Source organism: Herbaspirillum sp. BH-1 (genome assembly GCF_002870055.1).
GTDB classification, from domain to species: Bacteria; Pseudomonadota; Gammaproteobacteria; order Burkholderiales; family Burkholderiaceae_D; genus Herbaspirillum; species Herbaspirillum frisingense.
This window is the reverse complement of the sequence record NZ_PKOI01000004.1, coordinates 59,569-85,180: the sequence shown is the minus strand read 5'-3', so window position 1 is coordinate 85,180 and position 25,612 is coordinate 59,569. Positions and strand designations below refer to the sequence as shown.

The 25,612-nt window shown below is 63.3% G+C and carries 22 protein-coding genes; 8 read left to right on the top strand and 14 right to left on the bottom strand.

What is annotated here, in order from left to right; genetic code table 11:
• Window positions 1-59: 59 nt before the first annotated feature.
• Window positions 60-761 carry a YggS family pyridoxal phosphate-dependent enzyme gene (locus HBH1_RS07160; protein WP_102662162.1) on the bottom strand — a complete coding sequence of 234 codons (702 nt, stop codon included), beginning with the start codon at window positions 759-761 and terminating at the stop codon, window positions 60-62.
• A gap of 73 nt (window positions 762-834) precedes the next feature.
• Between HBH1_RS07160 and HBH1_RS07155 the strand changes: the two genes are divergently transcribed.
• Together HBH1_RS07155 and HBH1_RS07150 are read left to right on the top strand one after the other, a co-directional pair.
• Window positions 835-1,857 (top strand): type IV pilus twitching motility protein PilT, encoded by a 1,023-nt coding sequence (locus HBH1_RS07155; RefSeq protein ID WP_102662161.1) that lies wholly within the window; start codon window positions 835-837, stop codon window positions 1,855-1,857.
• A gap of 72 nt (window positions 1,858-1,929) precedes the next feature.
• Window positions 1,930-2,415 (top strand): glutathione peroxidase, encoded by a 486-nt coding sequence (locus HBH1_RS07150; protein WP_102662160.1) that lies wholly within the window; start codon window positions 1,930-1,932, stop codon window positions 2,413-2,415.
• 7 nt (window positions 2,416-2,422) lie between these two features.
• On the opposite strand, the gene HBH1_RS07145 is transcribed toward HBH1_RS07150, so the two are convergent.
• From HBH1_RS07145 to HBH1_RS07130, 4 genes are all read right to left on the bottom strand, one after another.
• A complete protein-coding gene (locus HBH1_RS07145) occupies window positions 2,423-3,343 on the bottom strand; it encodes a phosphate/phosphite/phosphonate ABC transporter substrate-binding protein (RefSeq protein ID WP_233207552.1) in 921 nt (306 codons plus the stop codon).
• Window positions 3,340-5,625 carry a bifunctional diguanylate cyclase/phosphodiesterase gene (locus HBH1_RS07140; RefSeq protein ID WP_102662337.1) on the bottom strand — a complete coding sequence of 762 codons (2,286 nt, stop codon included), beginning with the start codon at window positions 5,623-5,625 and terminating at the stop codon, window positions 3,340-3,342. The genes HBH1_RS07145 and HBH1_RS07140 overlap by 4 nt, the downstream gene beginning before the upstream one ends.
• A gap of 237 nt (window positions 5,626-5,862) precedes the next feature.
• The gene (ilvC, locus tag HBH1_RS07135; protein WP_102662159.1) at window positions 5,863-6,879 is read right to left on the bottom strand and encodes a ketol-acid reductoisomerase; all 1,017 of its coding nucleotides are present in this window, start codon (window positions 6,877-6,879) and stop codon (window positions 5,863-5,865) included.
• A gap of 70 nt (window positions 6,880-6,949) precedes the next feature.
• Complete coding sequence (locus HBH1_RS07130) at window positions 6,950-8,104, bottom strand: sigma-54-dependent Fis family transcriptional regulator (protein WP_102662158.1); 1,155 nt, start codon at window positions 8,102-8,104, stop codon at window positions 6,950-6,952.
• 190 nt (window positions 8,105-8,294) lie between these two features.
• On the opposite strand from HBH1_RS07130, the gene HBH1_RS07125 reads away from it, so the two are divergent.
• Window positions 8,295-9,197: a LysR family transcriptional regulator gene (locus tag HBH1_RS07125; RefSeq protein WP_102662157.1), complete on the top strand. Its 903-nt coding sequence runs from the start codon at window positions 8,295-8,297 to the stop codon at window positions 9,195-9,197.
• Window positions 9,198-9,291: 94 nt separating this feature from the next.
• On the opposite strand, the gene HBH1_RS07120 is transcribed toward HBH1_RS07125, so the two are convergent.
• The 4 genes from HBH1_RS07120 to HBH1_RS07105 form a co-directional block, all read right to left on the bottom strand.
• Window positions 9,292-10,092 (bottom strand): SDR family NAD(P)-dependent oxidoreductase, encoded by an 801-nt coding sequence (locus HBH1_RS07120; protein WP_006462001.1) that lies wholly within the window; start codon window positions 10,090-10,092, stop codon window positions 9,292-9,294.
• An 11-nt stretch (window positions 10,093-10,103) separates the two neighbouring features.
• A complete protein-coding gene (locus HBH1_RS07115; protein ID WP_102662156.1) occupies window positions 10,104-10,874 on the bottom strand; it encodes an SDR family NAD(P)-dependent oxidoreductase in 771 nt (256 codons plus the stop codon).
• A 122-nt stretch (window positions 10,875-10,996) separates the two neighbouring features.
• Window positions 10,997-12,880: a TRAP transporter large permease gene (locus HBH1_RS07110; RefSeq protein ID WP_039874340.1), complete on the bottom strand. Its 1,884-nt coding sequence runs from the start codon at window positions 12,878-12,880 to the stop codon at window positions 10,997-10,999.
• A gap of 84 nt (window positions 12,881-12,964) precedes the next feature.
• Window positions 12,965-13,999, bottom strand: coding sequence for a TRAP transporter substrate-binding protein (locus HBH1_RS07105; protein WP_102662155.1), 1,035 nt, complete (start codon window positions 13,997-13,999; stop codon window positions 12,965-12,967).
• A 172-nt stretch (window positions 14,000-14,171) separates the two neighbouring features.
• Here HBH1_RS07105 and HBH1_RS25070 point away from each other — a divergent pair, with 172 nt between their 5' ends.
• The 5 genes from HBH1_RS25070 (at window position 14,172) to HBH1_RS07085 (ending at window position 18,739) form a co-directional block, all read left to right on the top strand.
• Complete coding sequence (locus tag HBH1_RS25070; protein ID WP_158243281.1) at window positions 14,172-14,342, top strand: hypothetical protein; 171 nt, start codon at window positions 14,172-14,174, stop codon at window positions 14,340-14,342.
• A 439-nt stretch (window positions 14,343-14,781) separates the two neighbouring features.
• A complete protein-coding gene (locus HBH1_RS07100) occupies window positions 14,782-15,963 on the top strand; it encodes an acetyl-CoA acetyltransferase (RefSeq protein WP_102662154.1) in 1,182 nt (393 codons plus the stop codon).
• Between the two features lie 147 nt (window positions 15,964-16,110).
• Complete coding sequence (locus tag HBH1_RS07095; protein WP_233207551.1) at window positions 16,111-17,709, top strand: acyl-CoA synthetase; 1,599 nt, start codon at window positions 16,111-16,113, stop codon at window positions 17,707-17,709.
• Window positions 17,706-18,275, top strand: a complete 570-nt coding sequence (locus HBH1_RS07090; protein WP_006461995.1) for a PPC domain-containing DNA-binding protein — start codon at window positions 17,706-17,708, stop codon at window positions 18,273-18,275. Before HBH1_RS07095 ends, HBH1_RS07090 begins: the two co-directional genes overlap by 4 nt.
• Before the next feature lie 2 nt (window positions 18,276-18,277).
• Window positions 18,278-18,739 carry a PPC domain-containing DNA-binding protein gene (locus HBH1_RS07085; RefSeq protein ID WP_233207550.1) on the top strand — a complete coding sequence of 154 codons (462 nt, stop codon included), beginning with the start codon at window positions 18,278-18,280 and terminating at the stop codon, window positions 18,737-18,739.
• Between the two features lie 61 nt (window positions 18,740-18,800).
• On the opposite strand, the gene HBH1_RS07080 is transcribed toward HBH1_RS07085, so the two are convergent.
• From HBH1_RS07080 to HBH1_RS07060, 5 genes are all read right to left on the bottom strand, one after another.
• Entirely contained in the window at window positions 18,801-20,096 is a 1,296-nt protein-coding gene (locus HBH1_RS07080) for a dicarboxylate/amino acid:cation symporter (RefSeq protein WP_102662152.1), read from the bottom strand.
• A 366-nt stretch (window positions 20,097-20,462) separates the two neighbouring features.
• Window positions 20,463-21,707, bottom strand: a complete 1,245-nt coding sequence (gene glcF / locus HBH1_RS07075) for a glycolate oxidase subunit GlcF (protein ID WP_102662151.1) — start codon at window positions 21,705-21,707, stop codon at window positions 20,463-20,465.
• Window positions 21,708-21,733: 26 nt separating this feature from the next.
• Entirely contained in the window at window positions 21,734-22,813 is a 1,080-nt protein-coding gene (gene glcE / locus HBH1_RS07070) for a glycolate oxidase subunit GlcE (protein WP_102662150.1), read from the bottom strand.
• Between the two features lie 2 nt (window positions 22,814-22,815).
• Window positions 22,816-24,303, bottom strand: a complete 1,488-nt coding sequence (locus HBH1_RS07065) for an FAD-linked oxidase C-terminal domain-containing protein (protein WP_102662149.1) — start codon at window positions 24,301-24,303, stop codon at window positions 22,816-22,818.
• A 242-nt stretch (window positions 24,304-24,545) separates the two neighbouring features.
• Window positions 24,546-25,436 carry a LysR substrate-binding domain-containing protein gene (locus HBH1_RS07060; RefSeq protein ID WP_006461989.1) on the bottom strand — a complete coding sequence of 297 codons (891 nt, stop codon included), beginning with the start codon at window positions 25,434-25,436 and terminating at the stop codon, window positions 24,546-24,548.
• Between the last annotated feature and the right edge of the window lie 176 nt (window positions 25,437-25,612).

Sequence of the window (25,612 nt, the reverse complement as noted above, 5' to 3'; positions counted from 1 at the left end):
TTTCGTAGATGGTGTATCCGGTGTATCGCCGGGCTGGATATTGTCCTGCTCCGGCCCGCTCATGCGTAATGCCGGGCCCCGAAAATGGCGCTGCCGATGCGCACGATGCTGGCCCCTTCGGCAATGGCAGCATCGAGATCGGCCGACATGCCCATGGACAGCGTGTCCAGCGCCAGACCGTCGGCGCGCAACTGCTCGAACAGCCGACGCACGGCGGCGAAGGCGGACCGCTGCGCGGCCTGGTCTTCGCTGGGTGCCGGGATCGCCATCAGGCCGCGCAGGCGCAACCTGGGCAGGCGCGCCACCTCCACTGCGACCGCGGGCAATGCCTGCGGCGTCAGGCCGCTCTTGCTTTCTTCACCGCTGATATTGACCTGCAGACAGATGTCCAGCGGCGGCAGTTCCTCAGGCCGCTGTTCGGACAGGCGCTGGGCGATCTTCAGGCGGTCCACCGAATGCACCCAGTCGAAGTGCTCGGCGATGGGCCGCGTCTTGTTGCTCTGGATGGGGCCGATGAAATGCCACTCCAGCGCCCCGCCCGGTGCCAGGGCCGGCATGGCGGCCATCTTGTCCAGCGCTTCCTGCAAATAGTTTTCGCCGAAGGCCCGCTGCCCGGCCTGCACCGCTTCCAGCACGGCCTCCGGACCGAAGGTCTTGGAGACGGCCAGCAATCGTACCGATGCCGGGTCACGTCCGGCTTTTTCGGCGGCGCGGGCGATCTGTTGTTGCACCTGTTGCAAGTGTTGAGCGATTGACGACATAATCCGGGGCCGGAAGGGGCGAGCCTGCGGGGAAATAAACAGATTGATAGTGTGATCCTTGCCGGGATTATAAATGGACATTGCCGCCCTACTGGCATTTGCCGTCAGAAATCAGGCCTCTGACCTGCATCTTTGCGCAGGCCTGCCCCCAGCGCTGCGGGTCCACGGCGCCATCCGCCGCATCAATCTCCAGCCCATCGATACTGCCCGGATGCGGCAATTGCTGCTGGAGTGGATGCCGCCGCCCTGCCAGCAGCGCTATGCCGAAGGCGGCGAATGCGACTTTGCCCTCGACCTGCCGACATTGGGACGCTTCCGCGTCCACGCCTTCCACCAGCAGCGCGGCCCGGCCGCTGCCATCCGCCATCTCGGGCGCGAGCCCCCTGCCCTGTCTGCCCTGGCCGCGCCGCCGCTGTGCGCCGAACTGGCGCTGCGTCCACATGGCCTGGTGCTGGTGACGGGCGCCACCGGGGCCGGCAAGAGCACGACGCTGGCCGCCATGCTCCGTCACATCAACGAAGAGCGCGCGGTCCACATCCTGACCATCGAGGACCCCATCGAATTCGTGCATGAACCACGCCGCGCACTGATCAGCCAGCGCGAAATCGGCACCCATACCGCCGATGTCGCGCAGGTACTGCGTGCCGCCCTGCGCGAAGACCCGGACGTGCTGCTGGTTGGCGAACTGCGTGATGCCGATACCATCCGCCTGGCCCTGTGCGCCGCCGAGACCGGCCATCTGGTGCTGGGGACACTGCACACCGCCTCGGCGGCGCGGACCATGGATCGCATGATTGATGCCTTCCCCGCCGTCGAACAGGAAGCGGTCCGCGGCATGCTGGCTGAATCGCTGCAGGGCGTGATCGCGCAGACCCTGCTCCCCACCACCGACGGCAATGGCCGGGTAGCGGCCCACGAACTGCTGGTGGCGACCCCGGCCGTGCGCAACCTGATCCGCGAGGGACGCAGCGCGCAACTGCTCTCGGCAATGCAGTCCGGCGCGGCGCACGGGATGCAGACGCTGCAGGCCAGCCTGACCCTGCTGGTCCAGCAGGGCCGTATCAGCGAGCGCACGGCACGGGAGCATAAGCCATAGGCCCATGCAGCCAGCGACCCGGCGGTTTAGAATGGCGGCGACAAAATCACGGGAAATGCAAAGGACCAGCACATGACCACTCTCTACGATTTCCAGCCCCGGCTGGCAGACCAGACCACCTTCCCGCTGGAGCAACTGCGCGGCAAGGTGCTGCTCATCGTCAATACCGCCAGCAAATGCGGTTTCACACCGCAATACAACGGCCTGGAAGCAATCCACCGCCAGTTCCATGCGCGGGGTCTGGAAGTAATGGCCTTCCCTTGCAACCAGTTCGGCGCCCAGGAGCCGGGCAATGCCGAGGAAATCGGCGCCTTCTGCGAAAAGAACTACGGCGTCAGCTTCCCGTTGTTCGCCAAGATCGATGTCAATGGCGAGCAGGCCGATCCGCTGTTCCGGTATCTCAAGAAGGAAGCGCCCGGCCTCCTGGGCAGCAAGGCCATCAAGTGGAATTTCACCAAGTTCCTGGTGCGCCGCGACGGCAGCGTCTTCAAGCGCTATGCACCGCAGACGCGTCCGGAGGAAATCGTCTCCGATATCGAAACGCTGCTGGCCGAGTGAGTCGTCCTCACGGCAGTTCGCGGATGATGCGGTAGTCAGCGTCGTGCACAGGCACGAAGTGGGTAGCCCGCAAGCTGTCCAGCGTGAGCTTGACTCGTAGCGAGTTCTTGTCCAGGAATACCGCGCGAATCTTGTTGCGGATATCGGCACACAACTGCCCGCGATAGACGAATGGGTCGAAAGGAATCGGTGCCGAGCGCCACAGCACGCGCAGGTCGCTCTTCCTGAGCCTGCCGTCGCTGATCATCCGCGAAAGATTGGTGCTGGCCACGAAGGCCGCATCGGCATGATGGTTCAGTACCGCCATCACCGATTGCTCGTGGTTTCCTGCATAACCGACGCGGGAAAAATACCTGTCCAGCTGCAGCTTGTACTGGCGCGCAAAAAGGTGACGCGGAATCAGCGCGCCCGAGGTGCTGTCGGGATCGGCCAGCGCCAGCACCTTCCCGGCCAACGAGGTCACGCTGTCATACGGCCCCTGCGAGCGCGTGACCAGCAACGAGTAATACACCGATGACACGCCGCGCTGCACGGCGAAATTGGGTTCCACCTGTTCCATCGACGCGAATGGCGTGATCTGTGGATCACCCTTGTGCGCGGTCACGTACGAGGCCGGCCCCAGCCGCGCCACATCGACTGCGCCGGCGATCAGGCCTTCGATCACGCCACCGTAGGAAGTCGGGATCACCACATCGACCGGCATCTTCAACCGCTCCCGCAGTTCATCGATCAGGGGATTGAGCGCAGTCTGCTGCTCGCTGTCCCGCCCCTGCGGCACGAAGGAAAAACGCAAGCGCTGCGGCCGCTCGCAGGCACCCTTGGCCACGACCAGCGCAGGCGTCGCAGCGAGCGTGGACAATAGCGCCAGTGTGGCGCCCAACATGCGCATCGCCCGCGCTGTCGGCAGACCGGAGAAGAGCGTCTTCATGTGACCTCGAACCTGCCTTTCTGCAAGAGCGGCACCAGTTGCGCCGCCGACACCGGACGTTGCAGGTAGAAGCCCTGCACCTCATCGCAACCCATCAGTTTCAGGTGCATCAGCTGCTCCTTGGTTTCCACGCCTTCGGCTACCACCTTCAGCCCCAGGTTACGCGCCAGCGTGACGGTGGAGGCTACGATCATGCCGTCGCTGTTGTCATTGCGGATGTCGCGCACGAAGGAGCGATCGATCTTCAGCGCATACACCGGCAGCGCCTTGATGTGGCTGAGGCTGGAGTAGCCGGTGCCATAGTCGTCCAGGTAGATCTTCAAGCCCTCGTCGCGCAACTTTTCCAGGGTCTGGCGCGCCTGCTCCAGGTCGGTGATGAAGCAACTCTCGGTCACCTCGATCTCCAGCAGTTCGGCGCTCAGGCCATGGCGGCGCAAAGCATCGCGGAAGGTTTCGATCAGGCGCTCGTCATTCAACTGCTTGGCCGACACATTGATCGCCACCGGCATCAACGGCAGACCGTCGGCGCGCCATTGCGCCAGTTGCCGGCACACTGCCTCGATGATCCAGTGGCCCAGCGGCAGCACCAGATCGTGGGTCTCGGCCAGGCCGATGAATTCGCCAGGATAGATCAGGCCGTGCTCCGGATGTTGCCAGCGGATCAGGGCTTCCATGCCGACCACCCGATAATCCTGCAGCGCCACCTTGGGCTGGTAGTGCAGGCAGAACTCGTTGTCGCGAAGCGCCTGGCGGAAGCGTCCCAGCAGTTCCAGCCCGCGCACGGCGATGGCATTGAGCGAGGCATCGTAGAAACGATACAGGCCGCTACCGGCGCTCTTGGCGGTGTACATGGCCGAATCGGCGTTGGTCATCAGCGCCTCGATACTCTGCCCATCGCGCGGATAGAGCGCGATGCCGATGCTGGGTGCCGTCTCGACATCGCAGCCCAGCAGGTCGAGGTAGGGTGTACGCAGGGTGTCGACCAGCTTGTCGGCGATCTCGGCCACGATTTCCTCATTGCGGATTTCCGAGACCAGCACTACGAATTCATCTCCCCCCAGACGCGCCACCAGATCGTATTCGCGTACGGCCGCACGCAGCCGCCGTGCCACCTCCTGCAGCAACGCGTCGCCCACGGCGTGGCCCAGGGTATCGTTGATCAGCTTGAATTTGTCGAGATCGAGGAAGAACAGCGCATACAGGTTGCGACTGCGCCGGGCCCGCGACAATTCGGTCGCCGCCAGTTCATAGAACAGCATGCGGTTAGGAATGCCGGTCAGGTAATCGTGCGAGGCAAGCTGGTAGGCGCGGCTCTTTTCCTGTTCCAGCTGATGGATCAGCCCGCTCTTCTCCCGCTCCGAATAGAGCAGCTTGTCGTAGAGATAGCGGCGCCGGTGCGCCATGCTGATCAAGCCACCCGACAAGGCCACCACCAGCAGCGAAATCAGGATCGCCTGCAGGTAATACTGGCGATGCGCCGGCCACAGCTTGCCCAGCAAGACCTGCGGATCGCGGCTCACCACCACGGCCAGCGGATAGTGCGCCAGGCGCCGCTGCACGCCCACATGCTGCACCTGGTCACCCGGGCGCAAGGCGTGGATCAGGCCATCCCCCTTGCCGGTGAGCAGAAAGGTGGCGTAGTCCTGGCCGGCATAATTGGATCCACCGGAGAGGATGCCACCGGACAATTCCGCCAGTTGCAGGCCAGCCGCGTTGATGATCTCGATGCGGCTGGCGCCGTCCACGCTCACTTCCTGGTAGGTCTTCAGGAAATAGCCCAGATCGAGGATGGCCGCGAAGAAGCCTTGCAGCGCGCCCTTGCCATCCTGCAAGGGAATCAATAGCGGTACGCGCCAACTGTAGCCCTCGCGGTCCATGGGGGGCTTGATGATCATGGCGCTCTGCTCGGACGACGCCGTGAGCGAACTCATGTAGCCGGCGTTGATGAGCCGGCTCAGTTCCGGCTCGCTCTTCTGGCGCGACGACGAATAGACCAGCCGACCACGCGCATCGAACATGGCCACGCGCAGGTAGGCTGAATCGCCGTTGAACAGTGGATTGAAATAGGCCGACGAAGATTGCTCGCCATTGAGCATCGATTGGCCGATGCGCGAGTACAGCAGGGTCTTGCCCAGCACCTCATCCAGGTTGGCCGAGACAATGGCGGCAACGTTGCGGCTGTCTGCGATCGAGCCGGCGATGGCCAGCTGTTTTTCGTTCTCGATGCGGATGATGGTGAAGTACCACACCAGCGACAGCACGCCGGCGGCAAGCAGCACCAGCCCCGCCGACACGCCTCTGCCCGCGAGCAGTCTGGTCAGCAGCCCTTTCGGCTCGAACGATAACGGCTTACGCAATCCCCACCCACTTGAACATGGCGCCGACCCGGCGGCGCTTGGCTAAACCCTTTTTGACTGGGTGAGGGTAATGGGGATTTATGTCAAGTTGATGACAAGAAAGACCGGGGTACGAAACAAAACGCCACGGCAAACCGTGGCGTTACTGGTGCAGACGGCAGATCAGTTCTTGCTTTGATCGACCAGCTTGTTGGCCTTGATCCAGGGCATCATGGCGCGCAGCTTGTCGCCCACGATTTCGATCTGGTGCTCGGCGTTGATACGACGACGCGACAGCAGGGTCGGTGCACCGGCCTTGTTTTCCAGGATGAAGCTCTTGGCGTATTCGCCGGTCTGGATGTCTTCCAACACCTTCTTCATGGCAGCCTTGCTCTGCTCGTTGATCACGCGCGGGCCGGTCACGTACTCGCCGTATTCGGCGTTGTTGGAGATCGAGTAGTTCATGTTGGCGATGCCGCCTTCATAGATCAGGTCGACGATCAGCTTCAGTTCGTGCAGGCACTCGAAGTAGGCCATTTCGGGCGCGTAGCCGGCTTCCACCAGGGTTTCGAAACCGGCCTTGATCAGTTCCACGGTACCGCCGCACAGCACGGCCTGTTCGCCGAACAGGTCGGTTTCGGTTTCTTCGCGGAAGTTGGTTTCGATGATGCCGGCACGGCCGCCGCCGTTGGCGGTGGCGTACGACAGTGCCAGGTCACGGGCGCTGCCGGACTTGTCCTGGTGCACGGCGATCAGGTGCGGCACGCCGCCACCCTGGCTGTAGGTCGAACGCACGGTGTGGCCAGGGGCCTTGGGGGCGATCATGATGATGTCCAGGTCAGCGCGCGGCACGACTTGGCCATAGTGGATGTTGAAGCCGTGGGCGAAGGCGACGGTGGCGCCTTGCTTGGCGAACGGTGCGACGTTCTCGGCATAGACCTGGCCGATGTTTTCGTCGGGCAGCAGGATCATGATGACGTCGGCGTCCTTGACGGCGTCGTTCACTTCAGCGACCTTCAGGCCGGCCTTCTCGGCCTTGGACCAGGAAGCGCCACCCTTGCGCAGGCCAACGGTGACCTTCACGCCCGAATCCTTCAGGTTCAGCGCGTGGGCGTGACCTTGCGAACCGTAACCGATGATGGTCACGTTCTTGTTCTTGATCAGCGAGAGATCAGCGTCCTTGTCGTAGAAGACTTTCATGAATTTCCTAAAGAAGTTGGACAGGGACCGCACTGGCGGTCCGCCTATCGTTTATATGATTTAGATCGTTTCAGGCCACGGCATAAGCCGGCATGGCCTGGTCACGTACGTGCGGGATATCCAGTTGCCTCAGCTTGCGGTAGAGCGAAGCACGGCACATTCCCAGTTGCCGCGAAGCGGCGGAGATGTTCCAGCGACTGCCATTCAAGGCAGCGATAACGCGCGAGCGCTCGTCCCGGTACGGATCGCCGGTAAGCACAACGGACGTGGCGTCCCCTTCGGCTCGTGACGCGAAGGGGCGGATCTGGGCGGTGCGGCCGATGGGATGGACCTGGGCCAGCGGCACCGCCTGGAATTGCATCAATTCTTCGGGCAGGTCGCGCAGCTCGATGCGACCTCCATTCATCACCGCGCAGCTGTAGCGGATCACCGCATGCATCTGACGCAGGTTGCCCGGCCATGGATAGGCCAGTAGTCGCTGCAGGGCCGCCGGGGCGATGACGTTCTCGTCGGCAGCCTCCCCCAGCTCGTCGGCAATCATCTGCATCACCAGCCGGCGACGGTCGGCACGTTCGCGCAGGGCTGGCAGTCGCAGCACGCCACCCGCGACACGGTAATAAAGGTCTTCGCGGAAGCGTCCCTCGCCGATCAGCGTCTTCAAATCCTGGTGGGTCGCGCAGATCAGTTGCAGATCGACCGATACCGGTCGCATCGCCCCCAGCGGGATCACCTCGCGCTCGGACAGCACCCGCAGCAGCCGCGTTTGCAGGGCGAAGGGCATGTCGCCGATTTCATCAAGGAACAGCGTGCCGCCATCGGCCTGCTGCACCTTGCCCTTCATGCCGCCTGGCAGTGCGCCCGAGAAGGCCCCCTTGCAATAACCGAACAGTTCACTCTCGGCCAGGCTTTCCGGGATGGAGGCGCAATTGACCGCCACCCACGCCGCCTGGCGACGCGCGCTGTAGTCATGCAGCGCGCGCGACAGGTATTCCTTGCCGGTACCGGTCTCGCCCAGGATCAACACCGGAATGCCGCGATCGATCAGGCGCTTGCCGCGCTCCACCAGATCGCGCATGAGCTCGTCACCCGCGGCCAACTGGTCGATGTCACGGTAGCGCGGCGCGGTGCGGGAAGCAGCGCAGCGGTGGCTGCGGGCAGTATGGGCAGTATCGGCGGTCTGGACGTCACTCTCAGCCATGGGCTGTTCTACCGGGGGTGTCGGCATGATGGTCTCCTGTCTTGAACTGCTTTTCTGTCGAGCCGTCTTCCCTCGGAGCGGCTCTTTATGCGCGGGGTCTGGCTTGTGGCCGGCCCGGAGAAGTGTCGCAATGGCACGTCTGCGGCAAAGAATAGCCAGACAATCTCATGACTTCCAATACAATGTACAGACAGAATCAATACCTTGAAGGTATCAAATGATCGAGTTGAGACACCTCACCTATTTCCGCACCGTAGCAGAAACCCTGCATTTCGGACGCGCGGCGGAGCTGCTGCATATCTCGCAACCGCCGCTCACACGGCAGATTGCGGCCCTTGAAAGGGAACTGGGCGCGCAATTGTTCGACCGCAGCAAACGAGCCATCCAGCTGACCTCGGCCGGCAAATATTTTTATCGCGACACCACAGAAATTTTCAAGGCACTGGAGCGTGCCAAACGCAATGTCTCATCATCGAGCACCGGCAAGAGCGGTGCGTTGAAGGTGGGGTTCATGATGTCCTCGGCCTACAACATCCTGCCGTCGGTGACGCGCCACTATTCCGCCGCCTATCCCGAGGTGGACATGCGCCTGACCGAATACGTCCCCAACCTGCTGGCCACCGACATCGAGGATGAGAAGGTGGATGTGGGCATCATGTACCGCCCGGAGGACTGTAGCCGCCTGGACAGCCACACCATCTATGCCGAGCCCCTGCTGGCGGTGCTGCCCCGCGAGCATCGCCTGGCCGGCAAGGAGGCCATCTCCGCTGCAGAACTGGCGGATGACCCTTTCGTCAGCATCCCCCGTACGATCGCGCCGGTGGTATTCGACCTCATCATCAACCACTGCCAGTCGCGGGGTTTCCGCCCGCGCATCGTGCTGGAAGCCAATCTGCAGCAGACCATCGTCAACCTGGTTGGCGAAGGCCTGGGTGTAGCCCTGGTACCGACTTCGATGCAGGCCATGCACCTGGACACTACCGTCTTCAAACCCCTGATCGACGCGCCACTGGTCGAAGTCGCCGTGATCTGGAACAAGGAGAATACCAATCCCTGTATTCGTACCTTTGCCGATACGGCGGTGGAGGTGTGGCGGAAGATGCAGCCAACGGCGCCATAAAAAAACCCGGACGCTCTTGGACGCCCGGGTTCAAACCGCGGCAGGTCGGCTTCCACGCCCGCTCGCCTGCGGCCAACAAACAAACCTGCTCAACTCATCCGGCGCAGCGCAGCGACAGCCCTCCATCCACGATCAGGTCCAGTCCCGTGATGTAGCGCGCGTTATCAGATGCCAGGAACAGCGAGGCATGCGCCACGTCCCAGGCGTCGCCCATGAAGCCCATCGGGCATTGCGCATTGCGCTTGGCGCGCATCTCTTCGATATCGCCCCCATAGGCGGCCTTGAGCGGCTCGCGGATCATGGGCGTATCCATCATGCCCGGCAGCACGCAGTTGGCGCGGATGCCCATGGGCGCGTACTGCATTGCCACGTTCTTGGTAAATGCCAGGATGGCGGCCTTGGTCGCGGTATAGCCGAGGTAGGGAAAGCCGATCCAGCGCAGTGCCGCCAGCGAGGAGATGTTGACGATGGCGCCCTTCTTCTGCTTTTCCATGATGGGCAGCACATGCTTGTGGGTCAGGAACAGGCTGGTCTGGTTGACCGCCACCAGGCGGTTCCAGCTCTCTTCGCTGGTCTCCACCGGTCCGCCGGTTTCGGCAATGCCGACATTGTTGTGCAGCACATCCACCCGGCCGAAGTGATCCATCGCGGCATCGGCGATGGCCTTCACGTCGGCGCTTTTTGAGACATCGGCCGCCAGCACTTCACAGACCCCGCCCTCGCTGCGGATGATTTCGCGGGTCTGCAACGCGGCTTCGATGCTGCGATCCACCGCCAGCACCCGCCCGCCTTCACGGGCATACAGCGCGGCAGCGGCCTTGCCGTTGCCCCAGCCTTCGCCCACCGAACCGGCGCCGGTCACGATGATGACCTTGCCTTCCATCAGCTTGTCCATGGTGGCCCTCCTCAGATCTCAAGCACGCCGCCGGCGACGAAGCCGCCATCCACCGGTACCACGTGACCGGTGATGTAGGACGACTCTTCGGAGGCCAGGTAACTCACGGCCGAGGCGATCTCGTCGGTGGTGCCGTAGCGCCGCATGGGCACCAGGCGGTAGTAGCTCTCACGGGTCTGCTCGGAATGCATGGCCTGGGTCATGGGGGTATCGACCGGACCGGGGGCGACGCTGTTGACGGTGATGCCGTATTGCGCCAGTTCGATCGCCATCTGGCGCGTCAGGCCGATGACCGCGGCCTTGGAGGTACCGTAGGCAGTGCGGCCGGCCCCGGCGCGGATGCCCGAGATGGACGAGATATTGACGATGCGGCCCCATTGCTGCCTGACCATCAGACGCGCCGCATGCTGGCCCGCCAGCAGCACGCCGGTGACATTGACGTTCATAGTCTGCAGCCAGTTGTCGAGCGGGTAATCGAGGAAGGAGTAGGTGCGCGCCACGCCGGCATTGTTGACCAGCACGTCGCAACGGCCATAGTCCTTCTCGATGTGGACGAAGGCGGCCGCGATGGACTCCGGATTGCCGAGATCCATCTGCAGGGCGGCTGCGCGGTGACCGGCGGCCACCAGCGCGTCGGCAGTCTGCTGGGCCGCCTGCAGGTTGATGTCAGCCACCAGCACGGTGTGGCCCTTGGCCGCCAGTTGCTGGCAGATGCTGGCGCCGATGCCCATGGCTCCGCCCGTCACGAGCGCCACGCGGGCGCCGCTATCATTGCGATTCATATTGTCTCCGTGGATGTTGGCGGCCCCGGGAAGGGATGGGGTAAGGGGCCGCCGTATTCTAAGTCGTCGTTGGCAAATCAATCATGGACATTCCCTGATCGCTCGCATGACCGGTGAGTGGATCAGAGGAAGCCGATGGAAATCCAGGGCACGAAGGCCACCACCAGCAGCGCCACCACGAGCGCGGCCAGATAGCCCCAGACCCGGTTGAAGACGCCGTCCGGCGAGACCTTGCCGATGGCGCAGGCGGCATAGAAGCCGACGCCGAAGGGCGGTGCGAACAGGCCGATGCCCATGGCCAGGATCACCACCATCGCATAGTGCACGTCATGCACGCCCAGCGAACGCGCCACCGGGAACAGCAGCGGCCCGAACAGCACGATGGCGGGGATGCCTTCCAGCAGGCTGCCCAGCACGATGAAGATGACGATGGTGATGAGCAGGAAACCCGCGCCGCCACCCGGCACACCCTGCATCAACGCCACCAGCTTGGAGGAGAAGCCCGACTGCGTCAGCGCCCAGGCCATCGCGGTGGCCATACCGATGATCAGCAGGATGGCGCCGGACAGCGCAGCGGCTTCGATCAGCATCGGATAGAGGCGCTTGAAGTTCAGGTGCTTCATGAACAGGTGCATGATCAGGCCGACCACTACCGTGTAGGCCACGCCGATGGTGGCGACCTCGGTGGCCGTGGCCACGCCCTCGATGACGGCCACGCGGATCAGCATGGGCAGCGCCAGGGCGGGAATGGCGGCAATCAGGGTCTTCATGATCAGCGACATGGGTGCGCGCGGCACGTCCGGCATCGGCTCGCGGCGGGCGCGCATCCAGCACACCACGGCGATGGCGATGGTGGCGATGGCCGCCGGCATCAGGCCACCGATGAACAGCGCCGTGATCGAGACGCTGCAGACCGCGCCGATGGTGATCAGCACCAGGCTGGGCGGGATGGTCTCGGTCATGGCGCCGGAGGATGACAGCAGGGCCACCAGTTCTTCCGGCTTGGAGCCGCGTTTCTTCATTTCGGGGAACAGCGCCGGCGCGATGGCCGCCATGTCGGCCGCCTTGGAACCGGAGATGCCGGAGACCAGGAACATCGCGCCCAGCAGCACGTATTGCAGGCCGCCGCGCACATGGCCCAGCAGGGCCGCCATGAAATCGATCAGGGTCTTGGCCAGACCCGACATTTCCAGCAGCGAGCCCAGCAGCACGAACAGCGGTACCGACAGCAGGATCAGGCTGGACATGCCTTCGTCCATGCGGCTGACCACGATCATCAGCGGCGCATTGGTCGCCAGGGCGAGATAGGCCATGGTGGCGGTACCGAAGGCGAAGGCGATGGGAATGCCACCAGCCACGCACACGCCAATCAGCAGCACGAAGAACACAATCAGGTTGTAGTTGCCCATGGCCATCAGGGCCGGCTGCGCCAGCCACAGCGCACCCGCGATCACGGCCACCACCGCCAGCGCCGAGAGCAGCAGGCGCATGGTGGTCAGGGCGGCCATGCGCGAGACGGCCGCCAGCAGCATCAGGATGGCGCCCACCGGCAAGGCGGCAGCGCGCAGGCCGTCGGGAATTTCCAGGGCCGGGGTGGTGATGGGCATCTGCTCGACCGCATGGTCCAGTGCCGGGTGGATCACCATCAATACGAAGATGCAGACCACCAGCGCCGCCACCGTTTCCAGCCAGATGCGGCCTTTCTCGGAACACTTGTTGATGATGGCGGTGAGCCGCATGTGCTCGCCACGGTCCAGGGCCAGCACGGCGCCCAGCATGGACAGCCAGATGAAGAGGATCGAGGCCAGTTCATCGGACCAGACCAGGGGGTCATGCAGTGCGTATCGGTAGATCACGCCGGTCAGCAGCACGATCGTCTCGGCCAGCACCAGGCAGGCGGCCAGCGCGCCCACCACATGCATGACCATGCGGTTCAGGCCCACCAGTGCGCGCGCGAACGGATTCATGTTGACCGGGGCGCGGTAAGTCATTGCAGCTTCCATCATCAAGCTCCAGCGAAAAAAGTCGGGGCGGATGGCGCCACGGCCCGCAGCGGGCGGTGGCGTCATCCGTTCAGGCCGGACGGGGCGTCAGGCCAGCTTGCCGGTGTACTTCTCCAGCAGCGCCCAGGGCTCGTCGCCGAACTTCTTCTTCCATTCGGCGTAGAAGCCGGCGCTGCGCAGCTTGGCGCGGAAGGAATCGGCGTCGGCATTGTTGAAGGCCAGACCCTTGCCCTTCATTTCCTCGACCAGCGAGTCGTTGAGCTTGCGCACGTCGGCACGCTGGTTCATGCCGGCTTCGTTGATGGCGCGGGTGACGATGTCCTGCAGGTCCTTGGGCAGCCGTTCGAAGGACTTCTTGTTGCCCAGGAACCAGAAACCGTCCCACATGTGGTTGGTGATGGAGCAGTACTTCTGCACTTCGTACAGCTTGGCCGTGGAGATGATGGCCATGGGGTTTTCCTGGCCTTCGACGATCTTGGTCTGCAGGGCCGAATACACTTCGGCGAAGTTGATCGAGGTCGGCGCCGCATCGAAAGCCTTGAACATCGAGGTCCACAGCGGGCTCGGCGGCACGCGCAGCTTCATGCCCTTGAGGTCGTCGGAGGTCTTGATGGGACGGGTGCTGTTGGTGATCTGGCGATAGCCGTTGTCCCAGATCTTCTCGAAGGCGAACAGGGTGGATTTGGCTTCGATCTGCTTGCGCACATGGGCGCCGAGTTCACCATCCATGGCCGGCCAGACCTGGCTGTAATCCTTGAAGGCGAAGCCGATGCCGGAAATCTGCGCGGCAGGCACCAGGGTGCCCAGGATCAGCGGCGAGAGGGTGAAGAAATCGATGGCGCCGGCACGCACCTGCGAGAGCATGTCGGTATCGGTACCCAGCTGGTTGTTGGGGTAGAGCTGCAGCTCGATGCGGCCCTTGGACTGCTCGGCGATGGCAGCGGCCATTTCCTTGGCGCGCGCATTCATCGGGTGGGTCACCGGCAGGTTGTTGGCGTACTTGAAGGTGAACTCGGCCGCATGGGCGGAGGTGCTCACCATGCCGGTGGCGGCAGCAGCCGAGGCCACCGAGGCGGTCTTCAGAAAATGACGGCGCGTGAATTTACCAGTGGATTGATCCATCTGTCTTGTCTCCTGTTTGTCTGTTTGTATTTATGAATCTGCTGATTCCGGTGCCACTCAGCTGCCGCGAAATCCTGGCGTGCAGCCCCCTGTATCCGGGTTGTCAACACTGCCCATGCATCGATAGAGCAATTAGGATGCCAAGCCGTCGGAGCGGGCCGACGCGATGGCGATGTCCCTCATGGTCATCTGCATTGCGCCTGTATTCTCTGCGATAAAGGCTGCGCAGGACAAGGGCGCGGGCAGCGCCGCCTACAATTTATTTGATGCCGCCCTGCTGCGACACCTGTCGCATGCGCTGTCGCCAACCTGTCGCAGGGATGTCGCAGGTGTCGACATCTGAGGCGCTGCTGCCGGGCAATTTTTTTGTGTTGCGGCGCAATGATTTACGTTAACGTAAAGTCCGTGCTATCTTCATCCGGTCGGTCGCTGGCGTAGCGGTTTCCTGCTCAGCAGGATTCAGCGCCGCCCCGTGGTCGATCTTATTGACGACGCAACACCGCATCAGAATCAACAACAAAGCGAGAGCCGGCGCGCCTTTGCGTCGAGCTTTCAGGAGACGGGCAAGAGGCCGGCCCGGGCAGGGGCACACCCCGCCTGCGGCCGTCGGCGACCAATGGCACCTCACTCTTGTGGCAATCGCATGGCGACGGCGACGAGCTTGCTGCACGTGGCAATTGCATTGGCACTGCAGTGGAAGACATTGGCACCGAATTTGCATATTGCCCCCGTGTGAACCGGAGCGACCAGGCTCCACCGACCAAGTCTTACAAGGACACACCATGACTGCTTCTGCATCCTCACCCTGCATCACCGGCTGGCACCATTCCCAATTCGGCAAGCTCGACGGCATCGATCCGGAAGTGTTGATCGGCCAGGTCGCCAAGGCCGCCATCGAACATGCCGGTCTGCAACCGGTAGACATCGATTCCATCCACGTCGGCACCTTCAATGCCGGCTTCCTGTATCAGGACTTCCCCTCGTCGCTGGTCATGAATGCGCTGCCGCAGTTGCGTTTCAAGCCGGCCACACGCCTGGAGAATGCCTGCGCCACCGGCTCGGCGGCAATCCATTCGGGCCTGCAATCGATCAAGGCGGGTGAATCGAAACACGTGCTGGTGATCGGCTTCGAGAAGATGACCGAACTGGCGACCCCACAGGTCGGCGAGGTCTTGCTCAAGGCCTGCTACGCCAAGGAAGAAGCGGGCATCCCCGGTGGTTTCGCAGGCGTGTTCGGCAAGATCGCGCAGAGTTACTTCGACCGCTTTGGCGACCAGTCCGACGCACTGGCCATGATCGCCGCCAAGAACCACAAGAACGGCCTGTCCAATCCCTATGCCCACATGCGCAAGGACTTCGGCTTCGATTTCTGCCGTACCGTTTCCGAGAAGAACCCGTTCGTGGCCGGCCCGCTCAAGCGCACCGACTGCTCGCTGATCTCGGACGGCGCCGCCGCCCTGGTGATCAGTGCCGCCGACGTGGCCAAGTCCATGCCACGTGCCGTGCAGTTCCGCGCAGCGGTGCATGTGAATGACTACCTGCCGCTGTCGCGCCGCGACCCGACCCGCTTCGAAGCCGCCGAACTGGCCTGGAAGAATGCGCTGGGTCAGGCCCGACTGTCGCTCAATGATCTGTCGCTGGTGGAAACCCATGACTGCTTCACCGTGGCCGAGCTGCTGGAATACGAAGCCATGGGCCTGGCCCCGCATGGCCAGGGCGCGCGCGTGATTGCCGAGGGCATCACCGCCAAGGATGGCAAGCTGCCGGTCAATCCGTCCGGCGGTCTGAAGTCCAAGGGCCATCCGGTGGGCGCCACCGGTGTCTCGATGCACGTGATGGCGGCCATGCAGGCGGCCCATGATGCTGGCGACATGCAGATCGCCAATGCGCGCTATGCGGGCGTGTTCAACATGGGCGGCGCGGCCGTGGCCAACTATGTGAGCATCCTGGAGCGCGTGAACTGATTGCAGTTGCAAATTTCCGCTTGAAGGGTGCAACACCGCGTCGTTCGCTGCACCAGCGAACGACGCGCAGGAACATGAAGTATCAAGAAGAACAAGAACGAAGCGCCACGCCAATTTCCATTAGAACGAATCGGGACGAGTGAGACGATGTTAACGAAAGTGATGAACCTGGGCCGCCTGCTGTCGGACGTGGCGCGCCGTTTTCCGGATGAGCCGGGTCTGATCCTGTCGCAGGGCAATACCGATGGCAGCGACAGGCTCATCTCCTGGAAGCAGATCAACGACCGCGTCGATGCGCTGGCCCACGCCCTCACCCGCCGGGGTGTGAAGAAGGGCGACAAGATGCTGGTCCATTCGCGCAACAACCAGCAGATTTTCGAGAGCGCCTGGGCCGCCTTCAAGATGGGCATGGTCTGGGTCCCGACCAACTTCCGCATCACACCGCCTGAAGCGGCCTACCTGGGCCAGTCCAGCGGCGCTTGCGTGATGCTCTACGACCGTGGTTTTTCCAACTACGTGGATGCCGTCAAGGCAGCCTCGCCGGCACTGGAGCACGTCATCGCCCTGGCCGATGCGCGCCCGGGCGAGCTGGATTTCGAGGCACTGGTGGCCGAGGGTGGCCATGAGAGCTTCCGCGAAGTGGAAGTCGATTACGAAGACCCGATGTGGTTCTTCTATACCTCCGGCACCACCGGTCATCCCAAGGCAGGCGTGCTCTCGCACGGCCAGATGGCCTTCGTGGTGACCAACCACCTGGCCGACCTGATGCCGGGTCTGAACCATCAATCGCGTTCGCTGGTGGTGGCGCCGCTGTCGCACGGTGCCGGCATCCACGCCGTCATCAACACCGCGCGTGGCGCGGCCAGCATCCTGTTGTCGTCCGAACGGCTGGTGGTCGAGGAAGCCTGGCAGCTGGTGGAAAAGTACAAGGTGGACAATCTCTTCACGGTCCCCACCATCGTCAAGATCCTGGTCGAGGACGAATCGGTGGATCACTACGACCACTCGTCCTTGAAGCACGTCATCTACGCCGGCGCGCCCATGTACCGTGCCGACCAAGTGTATGCGCTGAAAAAACTGGGCAAGGTGCTGGTGCAGTATTACGGCCTGGGCGAAGTCACCGGCAACATCACCTTCCTGCCGCCCTACCTGCACTTCGACGACGACGCCCATCCGCAGGCGCGGGTCGGCACCTGCGGCATGCCGCGTACCGGCATGCAGATCGCCATCCTCAACGACGACGGCCAGGAACTGGCGCCCTTCGAGACCGGTGAAATCTGCGTGCGCGGACCAGCCGTCTTCATGGGATACCACAACAATCCGGACGCCAATGCCAAGGCCTTCAAGCATGACTGGTTCCATACCGGCGACCTCGGTCATGTGGACAAGGATGGTTTCCTCTACATCACCGGGCGTTCTTCGGACATGTACATCTCGGGCGGCTCCAATGTCTATCCGCGCGAGATCGAGGAGGCCCTGCTCACGCACGCGTCCGTGTCGGAGGTGGCCGTGCTGGGCGTGCCCGACCCCAAGTGGGGCGAGAGCGGGCTGGCGGTGATCGTCTGCAAGGCCGGCCAGCAGGTCGATAGCGCCGCCTTGCTGGCGCACCTGGAAGAGCGCATCGGCAAGTACAAGTGGCCGCGCCGCTTCGTCTACTGGGACAACATGCCCAAGTCCGGCTACGGCAAGATCGTCAAGAAACAGATCAAGGCACTGCTGGAAGAACAGGGGGAATACCGCCTATGAAGCTGACGAACAAGACCGCCCAGGCCGCGGCCGGCACCGGTTTCGTCGAGGTACGCAAGTTCCTGCACGCAGGCCAGCAAAGCTATCCGCGCACGCTGGACCTGGAGGCCGACCCGGCCGAGGAACTGCGCATCACGCTGCAACCGGGCAGCTCCGTGGGCGAGTCGCTGCGAAGCGTGCTGGCACGCTATGGCCAGCGCGGCGGCGTGGGCCGCATGTGCGGTGGCACGGCACGGCGGCTGCACTATCACCGCATCGAACATACCGGGGACGCCAGCCGTCCCTATGACTACGGCCCGCCGCATGTGCTCGAAGGGGTGATCACCTTCATCACCGGCGCCATCACGGTGGGCCAGAACCAGGACGGAAAGGTTTTACTGCATTGCCATTCAGGATTCATCGACGGTGACGGCGCCCTCCACGGCGGCCATCTCCTGCTCGATACGGTGGAAGTGGGCGACGATCCGCTCATCATCCGCCTTTGCTTGTTCTCCCGGGGCGCCTTCGTCGTCAACAGCGATGAAGAGACGCACTTCAGTCTATTGCATCCGACACCCATGGAATGATGATGACTCTCCACGCCAACGACACTACGACACGCGACGACCATACCCCCCCTATCCACGTAGAAGAAGGCCGCCTCGGCAAGCTCGTGATGGCCCGCCTCAAACCCAACCAGGACCTGACTGAAAGCGTGGAAGCGCTGTGCCGCCAGCACGGCATGAAGACCGCCATCGTGCGCGGCGCCATCGGCAGCCTGATCGATGCCCACCTGCAATACGCCACTCCGAACGGCCCACGCGAGATGGAGATCAACGGACCGGGTGTGGAAATCCTCAATGTCTTCGGCGAGATCGGGTTTTCCGATGGCCGGGGCAATCCCCATCCCCTGCAGGGCGTGGTGGCCGACACTGACGGCAAGATCTTCGCCGGCCGCTTCGTGCGCGGTGCCAACCTGTCCTTCATCACCATCGAGATCACCCTGCAGGAGTGGGTCGCGGTCAAGCAGCAGGAAGCCGTGCCGGCCTGAAACGAACAATGCCGTCCAGCGACAGACTGGACGGCATTGCATTCACATCACCAGGGCCTGTTCAGGCTTCGTTGTGCAGCGTGGCTTCGGCTTCCTGTTCGATCTCGGCTTCGGCGCGCGCCGCTTCTTCTTCGCTCAGCAGACCACCTTCCCACTTGGCGACCACGGCCGAGGCAATCGAGTTGCCCACGGCGTTGGTGGCCGAGCGCCCCATATCGAGGAAGGTATCGATACCCAGGATCACCAGCAGGCCCGCTTCGGGGATGTTGAACTGGTGCAGGGTCGCGGCGATCACCACCAGCGAGGCACGCGGCACGCCGGCGATGCCCTTGGAGGTCAGCATGAGCACCAGCATCATGGTGATCTGGGTCGAGATCGGCAGATGGATGCCGTAGGCCTGGGCGATGAAGAGCGTGGCGAAGGTGCAGTAGATCATCGAGCCATCGAGGTTGAAGGAATACCCCATCGGCATGACGAAGCTGGAAATCTTGCGCTTGACGCCGAAGCGGTCCAGCGCATCGAGCAGCTTGGGATAGGCAGCTTCCGAGCTGGCCGTGGCGAAGGCCAGCAGGAAGGCTTCCTTGATCAGCGCCAGCAGGCGGAAGATGCGCTTCTTCAGGAACACGAAACCCACCGCGATCAGGATGGCCCACAGCAGCACCAGCGAGAAATAGAAGTCACGCATGAAGACGGCAAAGCTGACCAGGATCTCCAGGCCATTGACCGCCACAGTCGCCGCCATCGCCGCAAACACCGCCACCGGGGCGAACTTCATGACGTAGACGGTAATCTTGAGCATGGTGTGCGACAGATCGTCGATCACCGCCAGCAGGTGCTTGCCGCGCTCGCCCAGCGACGCCAGGGCGATACCGAAGAACATCGAGAACACCACCACCTGCAGCACTTCGTTCTGGGCCATCGCCTCGACGATGGACTTGGGGACCAGGTGGTTGAAGAATTCCTTGATCGTGAACTTGCCCGTGGCCAGGCCGGCGCCAGCCGCGTCAGGCGGTGGCAGTGCCACGCCCGCGCCCGGTTGCAGCAGGTTGGCCATGATCATGCCCAGTGCCAGCGAGACCAGCGAGGCGATGAAGAACCAGGCCAGCGACTTGCCGAAGATGCGGCCGACCGACTTGGCGTCCCCCATGTGGGCGATGCCCACCACCAGGGTGGAAAACACCAGGGGCGCGATGACCATCTTGATCAGGCGCAGGAACAGGTCGGAAGCAATCGAGATGTAGCCGGCCAGTTCCTTGGCCTGGGCCTTGTCCAGATGACTGAAGATCAGGTAGCCGACCAAGATGCCCAGCAGCATCGCAATGAAGATGAAGATGGCCGGCGGAATGCGTTTTTTCATGGGTTCTCCTGCCCCTCGATCGCAAGTGGCATGGCACCGGTGCGAGGACGATGATGGTGGGGGCTGATTGTCTGGGCGCGGGGCCGTGGCGGGACGCTGCGCCGATCGTCGGGATTGTCGGAAATCACCTGTTTCCGATGAGAAACGGGGACCGGTTTTTTCCCGCTGTGCGGAAAAAAGGACGAAGCTTATTGACTTATGCCCCCTGCCGTCAAGCCGGTTTGGATAAATGGGGTCAAATTGCCCGGGTCATGATCAAAATGGCCACAAAAAAGCCCCGCAGAGCGGGGCTTGGGTTGTTTCCAGAGCAACTTGCAGGGCATCCGGGGGCGGCCGGCGATGCCTCAGCAAGCCGTCAGGAAATCGTCAGGAAACCGCCACCAGCGCGGCGTCCAGCAATTCGATCCAGTGCCGTACCGGAGTCTCGGTGCCGGATTGCAGATGGGTGACGCAGCCGATATTGCCGGTGACGATCATGTCGGGATCGGTGGCCTGGAGCTTGCCGATCTTGTCATCGCGCAGGCGGTAGGAGAGCTCCGGTTGCAGGATCGAATAGGTGCCGGCCGACCCGCAGCAGAGATGACTGTCGGCGCACAACTGCACATCCACCCCGGCCGCGCGCAGGATGGCCTCGACCTTGCCGCGTATCTTCTGGCCATGCTGCAGGGTGCAGGGCGGATGGTAGGCCACGCGCTTGCCGTTGAAGTCCTTGAGCCGGTGTGTCAACTGGTCTTCGAACTCGGGCAGGATTTCGCTGATGTCGCGGGTCATGTGCGAGATGCGGCGCGCCTTTTCGGCATAGACCGGATCGTGCTGCAGCAGATGGCCGTATTCCTTGACGGTGACGCCGCAGCCGGAGGCATTCATGACGATGGTATCGGCCCGGATGCCATCCCGGCCTTCGATGTAGGGCCACCAGGCGTCGATGTTGCGACGCATGTCGTCCAGCCCGCCGTCCTGGTCATTCATGTGATAGCGGATGGCGCCGCAGCAGCCGGCCTTGGGGGGCGCGAACAACTGCACGCCGAGGGCATCGAGCACGCGGGCGGTGGCGCTGTTGATGTTGGGCGACATCGAGGGCTGCACGCAACCTTCCAGGTAGAGCATCTGGCGCGCATGGGTGCGCGTGGGCCAGGTGCCGGCATCCTGCGGCAGCGGCACCTTGTTCTGCAGCAGCTTGGGCAACAGCGGGCGCACCAGCTGGCCTGCTTTCATGGCGGGACGGAAAATCCACTTGCGCGGCACCAGCTCCTTCAAGGCGGTGCGCATCACGCGCTGTGACAGGGGGCGTGGCACCTGCTGCTCCACCACCTTGCGACCGATATCGACCAGGCGACCATACTGCACGCCGGACGGACAGGTGGATTCGCAGTTGCGGCAGGTCAGGCAGCGGTCCAGGTGCGACTGCGTGGCGGCAGTGGCGGGCTTGCCTTCCAGCACCTGCTTGATGAGGTAGATGCGGCCGCGCGGACCGTCCAGTTCATCGCCCAGCAATTGGTAGGTGGGACAGGTGGCGGTACAGAAACCGCAATGCACGCAGGAACGCAGGATGCTGTCGGCTTCCTCGCCGGCCTGGGTGTTGCGGATGAAATCGGCTAAGTTGGTCTGCATGGAGGGTCGCTGGCTAAGTAGTTCGCTTACAGGCTGGCGTAAAGGCGGCCGGGATTGAAGATGCCGCTCGGGTCGAATTGCTGCTTGAGCCTGCGATGGATCTTTTCCACTGCCGGTTGCAGCGGATGGAATACGCCGATGGCCTTGTCACCCCCGCGATGCAGGCTGGCATGCCCGCCCACCGCCAGGGCGGCGGCGCGAATGGCGACCGCATCCACATTGCCTTGCGGGCGCAACCAGCGCTGCGCCCCGCCCCACTCGATCAGCTGGGTACCCGGCAGATCGATCGGCGGTGCCACCGATGGCACCGACAGGCGCCACAGCGGCGCTTCGGGCTGGGCGAAGAAGGGATGGGTCTGCTCGCGCAGGTCGGTCCAGTAATCGTCCGGATTGCTCAATTCGGTGCCACCCAGCTTCTTGATCGCTGAATCCACCGCAGCCTGCGCACCCGCCAGACGCAATGTCAGCACATTGCCGACCCAGGCGCTGGCCACCAGCGGCAGCGGCTGGCCGGCGCTCTGGTTCAACAGGCGCAGCGCGCCTTCCTGGTTGATCTCGAACACCCGGGTGCTGCTGGCGAAGGGGCGCGGCAAGACCTTCAGCGAGACCTGCAGTATCAGGCCCAGCGTGCCCAGCGAGCCCGCCAGCAGGCGCGAGATGTCATAGCCGGCGACGTTCTTCATGACCTGGCCACCGAAATGCAGTTGCTCACCCTGGGCGTCCATCAATACCGCACCCAGCACGAAATCGCGCACGGCACCAGCGGCTGCGCGCGAGGGACCGGAAAGTCCGGCGGCCACCATGCCGCCGACGGTCGCCACGCCGCCGAATCGCGGTGGCTCCCAGGCCAGCATCTGGTTGTGCTCGGCCAGGGCGGCGTCGATCTCGGAGAGCGGCGTGCCGCAGCGTGCGGTGATGACCAGTTCGGTCGGTTCGTAATCGATGATGCCGCTGTAGGGACGGGTATCGAGCAGGTCGCCACTGGGCACCTGCCCATACCAGTCCTTGGTGCCGCCGCCGCGAATCTGCAAGGCGCGGCCGGAGAGGATGCGTTCACGGAAGGATGCCAGCACGGCATCGAAGTCGGGTTGGGCGTGCTCTTGCATGATCAGAATCTCGGCAGGTCGGGGAAGCGCAGCTGGCCGCGCTGCACATGCATCTTGCCGTACTCGGCACAGCGATGCAGGGTGGGAATGGCCTTGTCCGGATTGAGCAGGAAGGCGGTGTCGAAGGCGCGCTTCAACTTGAAGAAGGCCTCGCGCTCGGCGGGCGAGAACTGCACGCACATGGAGTTGATCTTCTCGATGCCCACGCCGTGTTCGCCGGTGATGGTGCCACCGACTTCCACGCACAGCTCCAGGATCTCGGCGCCGAACAGTTCGGCGCGGTCGAATTCATCGGCCAGGTTGGCATCGAACAGGATCAGCGGATGCAGGTTGCCGTCGCCCGCGTGGAACACGTTGGCACAGCGCAGGCCGTACTTCTTTTCCATCTCGGCGATGCCCAGCAGCACCTGCGCCAGTTTCTTGCGCGGGATGGTGCCATCCATGCAGTAGTAGTCGGGCGAGATGCGGCCGGCGGCCGGGAAGGCGTTCTTGCGACCGGACCAGAAGCGCAGGCGTTCCGCTTCCGAGGCCGAGCAGGCGATGGCGGTAGCACCGCTGGCATTGAGCACGGCGGTCATGCGGCCGATCTCTTCTTCCACTTCTTCCACGGTGCCATCGGACTCGCACAGGAGGATGGCTTCGGCGTCGATGTCGTAACCGGCCTTGACGAAGGGTTCGACCATGCGCGAGCTGGTCTTGTCCATCATCTCCAGGCCGGCCGGGATGATGCCGGCGGCGATCACGTTGGCGACTGCATTGCCGCCCTTCACCACGTCATCGAAGGACGCCATGATCACCCGTGCAGCCTGTGGCTTGGGCACGAGCTTGACGGTCACTTCCGTGACCACGCCCAGCATGCCTTCGGAACCGATGAACACCGCCAGCAGGTCCAGGCCCGGGGCGTCCAGCGCGCCACTGCCCAGTTCCACGACGTCGCCCTCGATGGTGACCATGCGCACGCGCAGGACGTTGTGTACCGTGAGGCCATATTTGAGGCAGTGCACGCCGCCGGAATTCTCGGCCACGTTGCCGCCAATGGTGCAGGCGATCTGCGAGGACGGGTCCGGCGCGTAATAGAGGCCATGCGGCGCGGCCGCTTCCGAGATGGCCAGGTTGCGCACGCCCGGTTGGACCACGGCGGTGCGCGAATACTTGTCCAGCTTGACGATCTTGTTGAACTTGGCGGTGGAGACCACGACCCCGTCGGCAATCGGCATGGCCCCGCCCGACAGGCCGGTGCCGGCGCCTCGCGGGACGATCTGTACCTGCAGCGCGTGGCAGGTCTGCATGATGGCCACCACCTGGGCCTCGGTCTCGGGCAGCACCACCACCATCGGCAACTGGCGATAGGCGGCCAGGCCGTCGCATTCGTAGGGGCGGGTGTCTTCCTCGTCGAACAGCACGCAGTGGCCAGGCAGGACCCGGCGTAGGGCATCGACGACTTCGCGCTGGCGCGCCGGCGCGAAGGACGGTTGGACGGGAGCATTCATGCTGGACCTCGGCGTTGGGCTAGGCAGGCGTGGGGTGTGGACGTCCCTCTTTGCGTCCGGTGACACGGCTCACGCTGTCTCGTTTGTTGTCAGCCCGCATGGGGCGGGCTTTTTCAGTCCGACAAGTGTAACGAATTTTGCCCGGCCGTACGGGGCGATATTGCCCGCTGGCCCACTGAAAAGAATTTCCGGCCGCCGTGAATTATTTTCAGGGCGGCCGGTGTGACAGTGCTGGCGTGGGCTCAGATGTTGCGGAAGGCGTTCTGCATCCAGCTGATGAAGGTATCCACTTCGGGCCGTTCTCGCACGGCGCGCTCATAGACCACGTAGTAGGCATGCGGCGGGGTGCGCAGGCGCACGTCGAACAATTCGACGATCTCGCCCCGCGCCAGCAGTTCTTCGGCGAAATGCTGGCGGGTCAGGCCGACGCCGTAGCCATGGCGCACCGCTTCGAGCAGCAGGCCAAGGTCGTCCACGCGCAGGCCGGCGGAAGGTTCCACCCAGTCCTTGAGACCTGCGGCCTCGAACCACGGTTGCCAGGGCTCCAGCGCCGAGCGCAGCAGGGTCGCATGCTGCAGGTCGGCGGGCGACTTCATCGGCGGCAGGGTCTTCAGGTAGCCGGGGCTGGCGACGGCGAAGGCCGGTTCCTCGAACAGCTTTTCGGTGATGATGTTGGGGTAGTTGCCGGCACCGAAGCGGATCTCGACATCGCTTTCCGACAGCGACAGGTCGTACAGCGGCACCGAGAGATACAGCTCCACCACGATCTCGGGATGGCGCTGGGTGAAATCGGCGATGCGCGGCATGAGCAGGTGGCGCGCGAAGGTCGGCGGCAGCATCACCTTGATCTTGGGTTGCACGGCGGCATTGCGGTGCGGCATGGGGAAATCGGTCAGCGTGCGCAGTGCCGAGCGCACCACGTCGAGATAGCGGCGACCAAATTCGGAGAGCCCGATGGAGCGGCCATCGCGATAGAACAGGCGCTCGCCGACGAATTCTTCCAGCAGGCGGATGCGGTGCGACAGTGCCGATGGCGTGATGCAAAGCTCCTCGGCCGCGATGGCGAAGGAGTTGTGACGGGCCGCCGCTTCGAAGGCGGACAAGGCATGGACGGGCGGTAGGCGGGTGGCCATGGGTGATGGATTCCTGCTGCTTTAGCGAAGGGCATGCAAAAACGCCCTGCTCTTTGTTCAACTAAAAAACTGCTGAAAACCAACAAATCAGCGCTGACAAAACTGCGCTACTGTCGTCAACATCAAAAAAACTACCGTTCGCACTGAGTAAGCCCTCTGGGCCGTATCGAAGACGT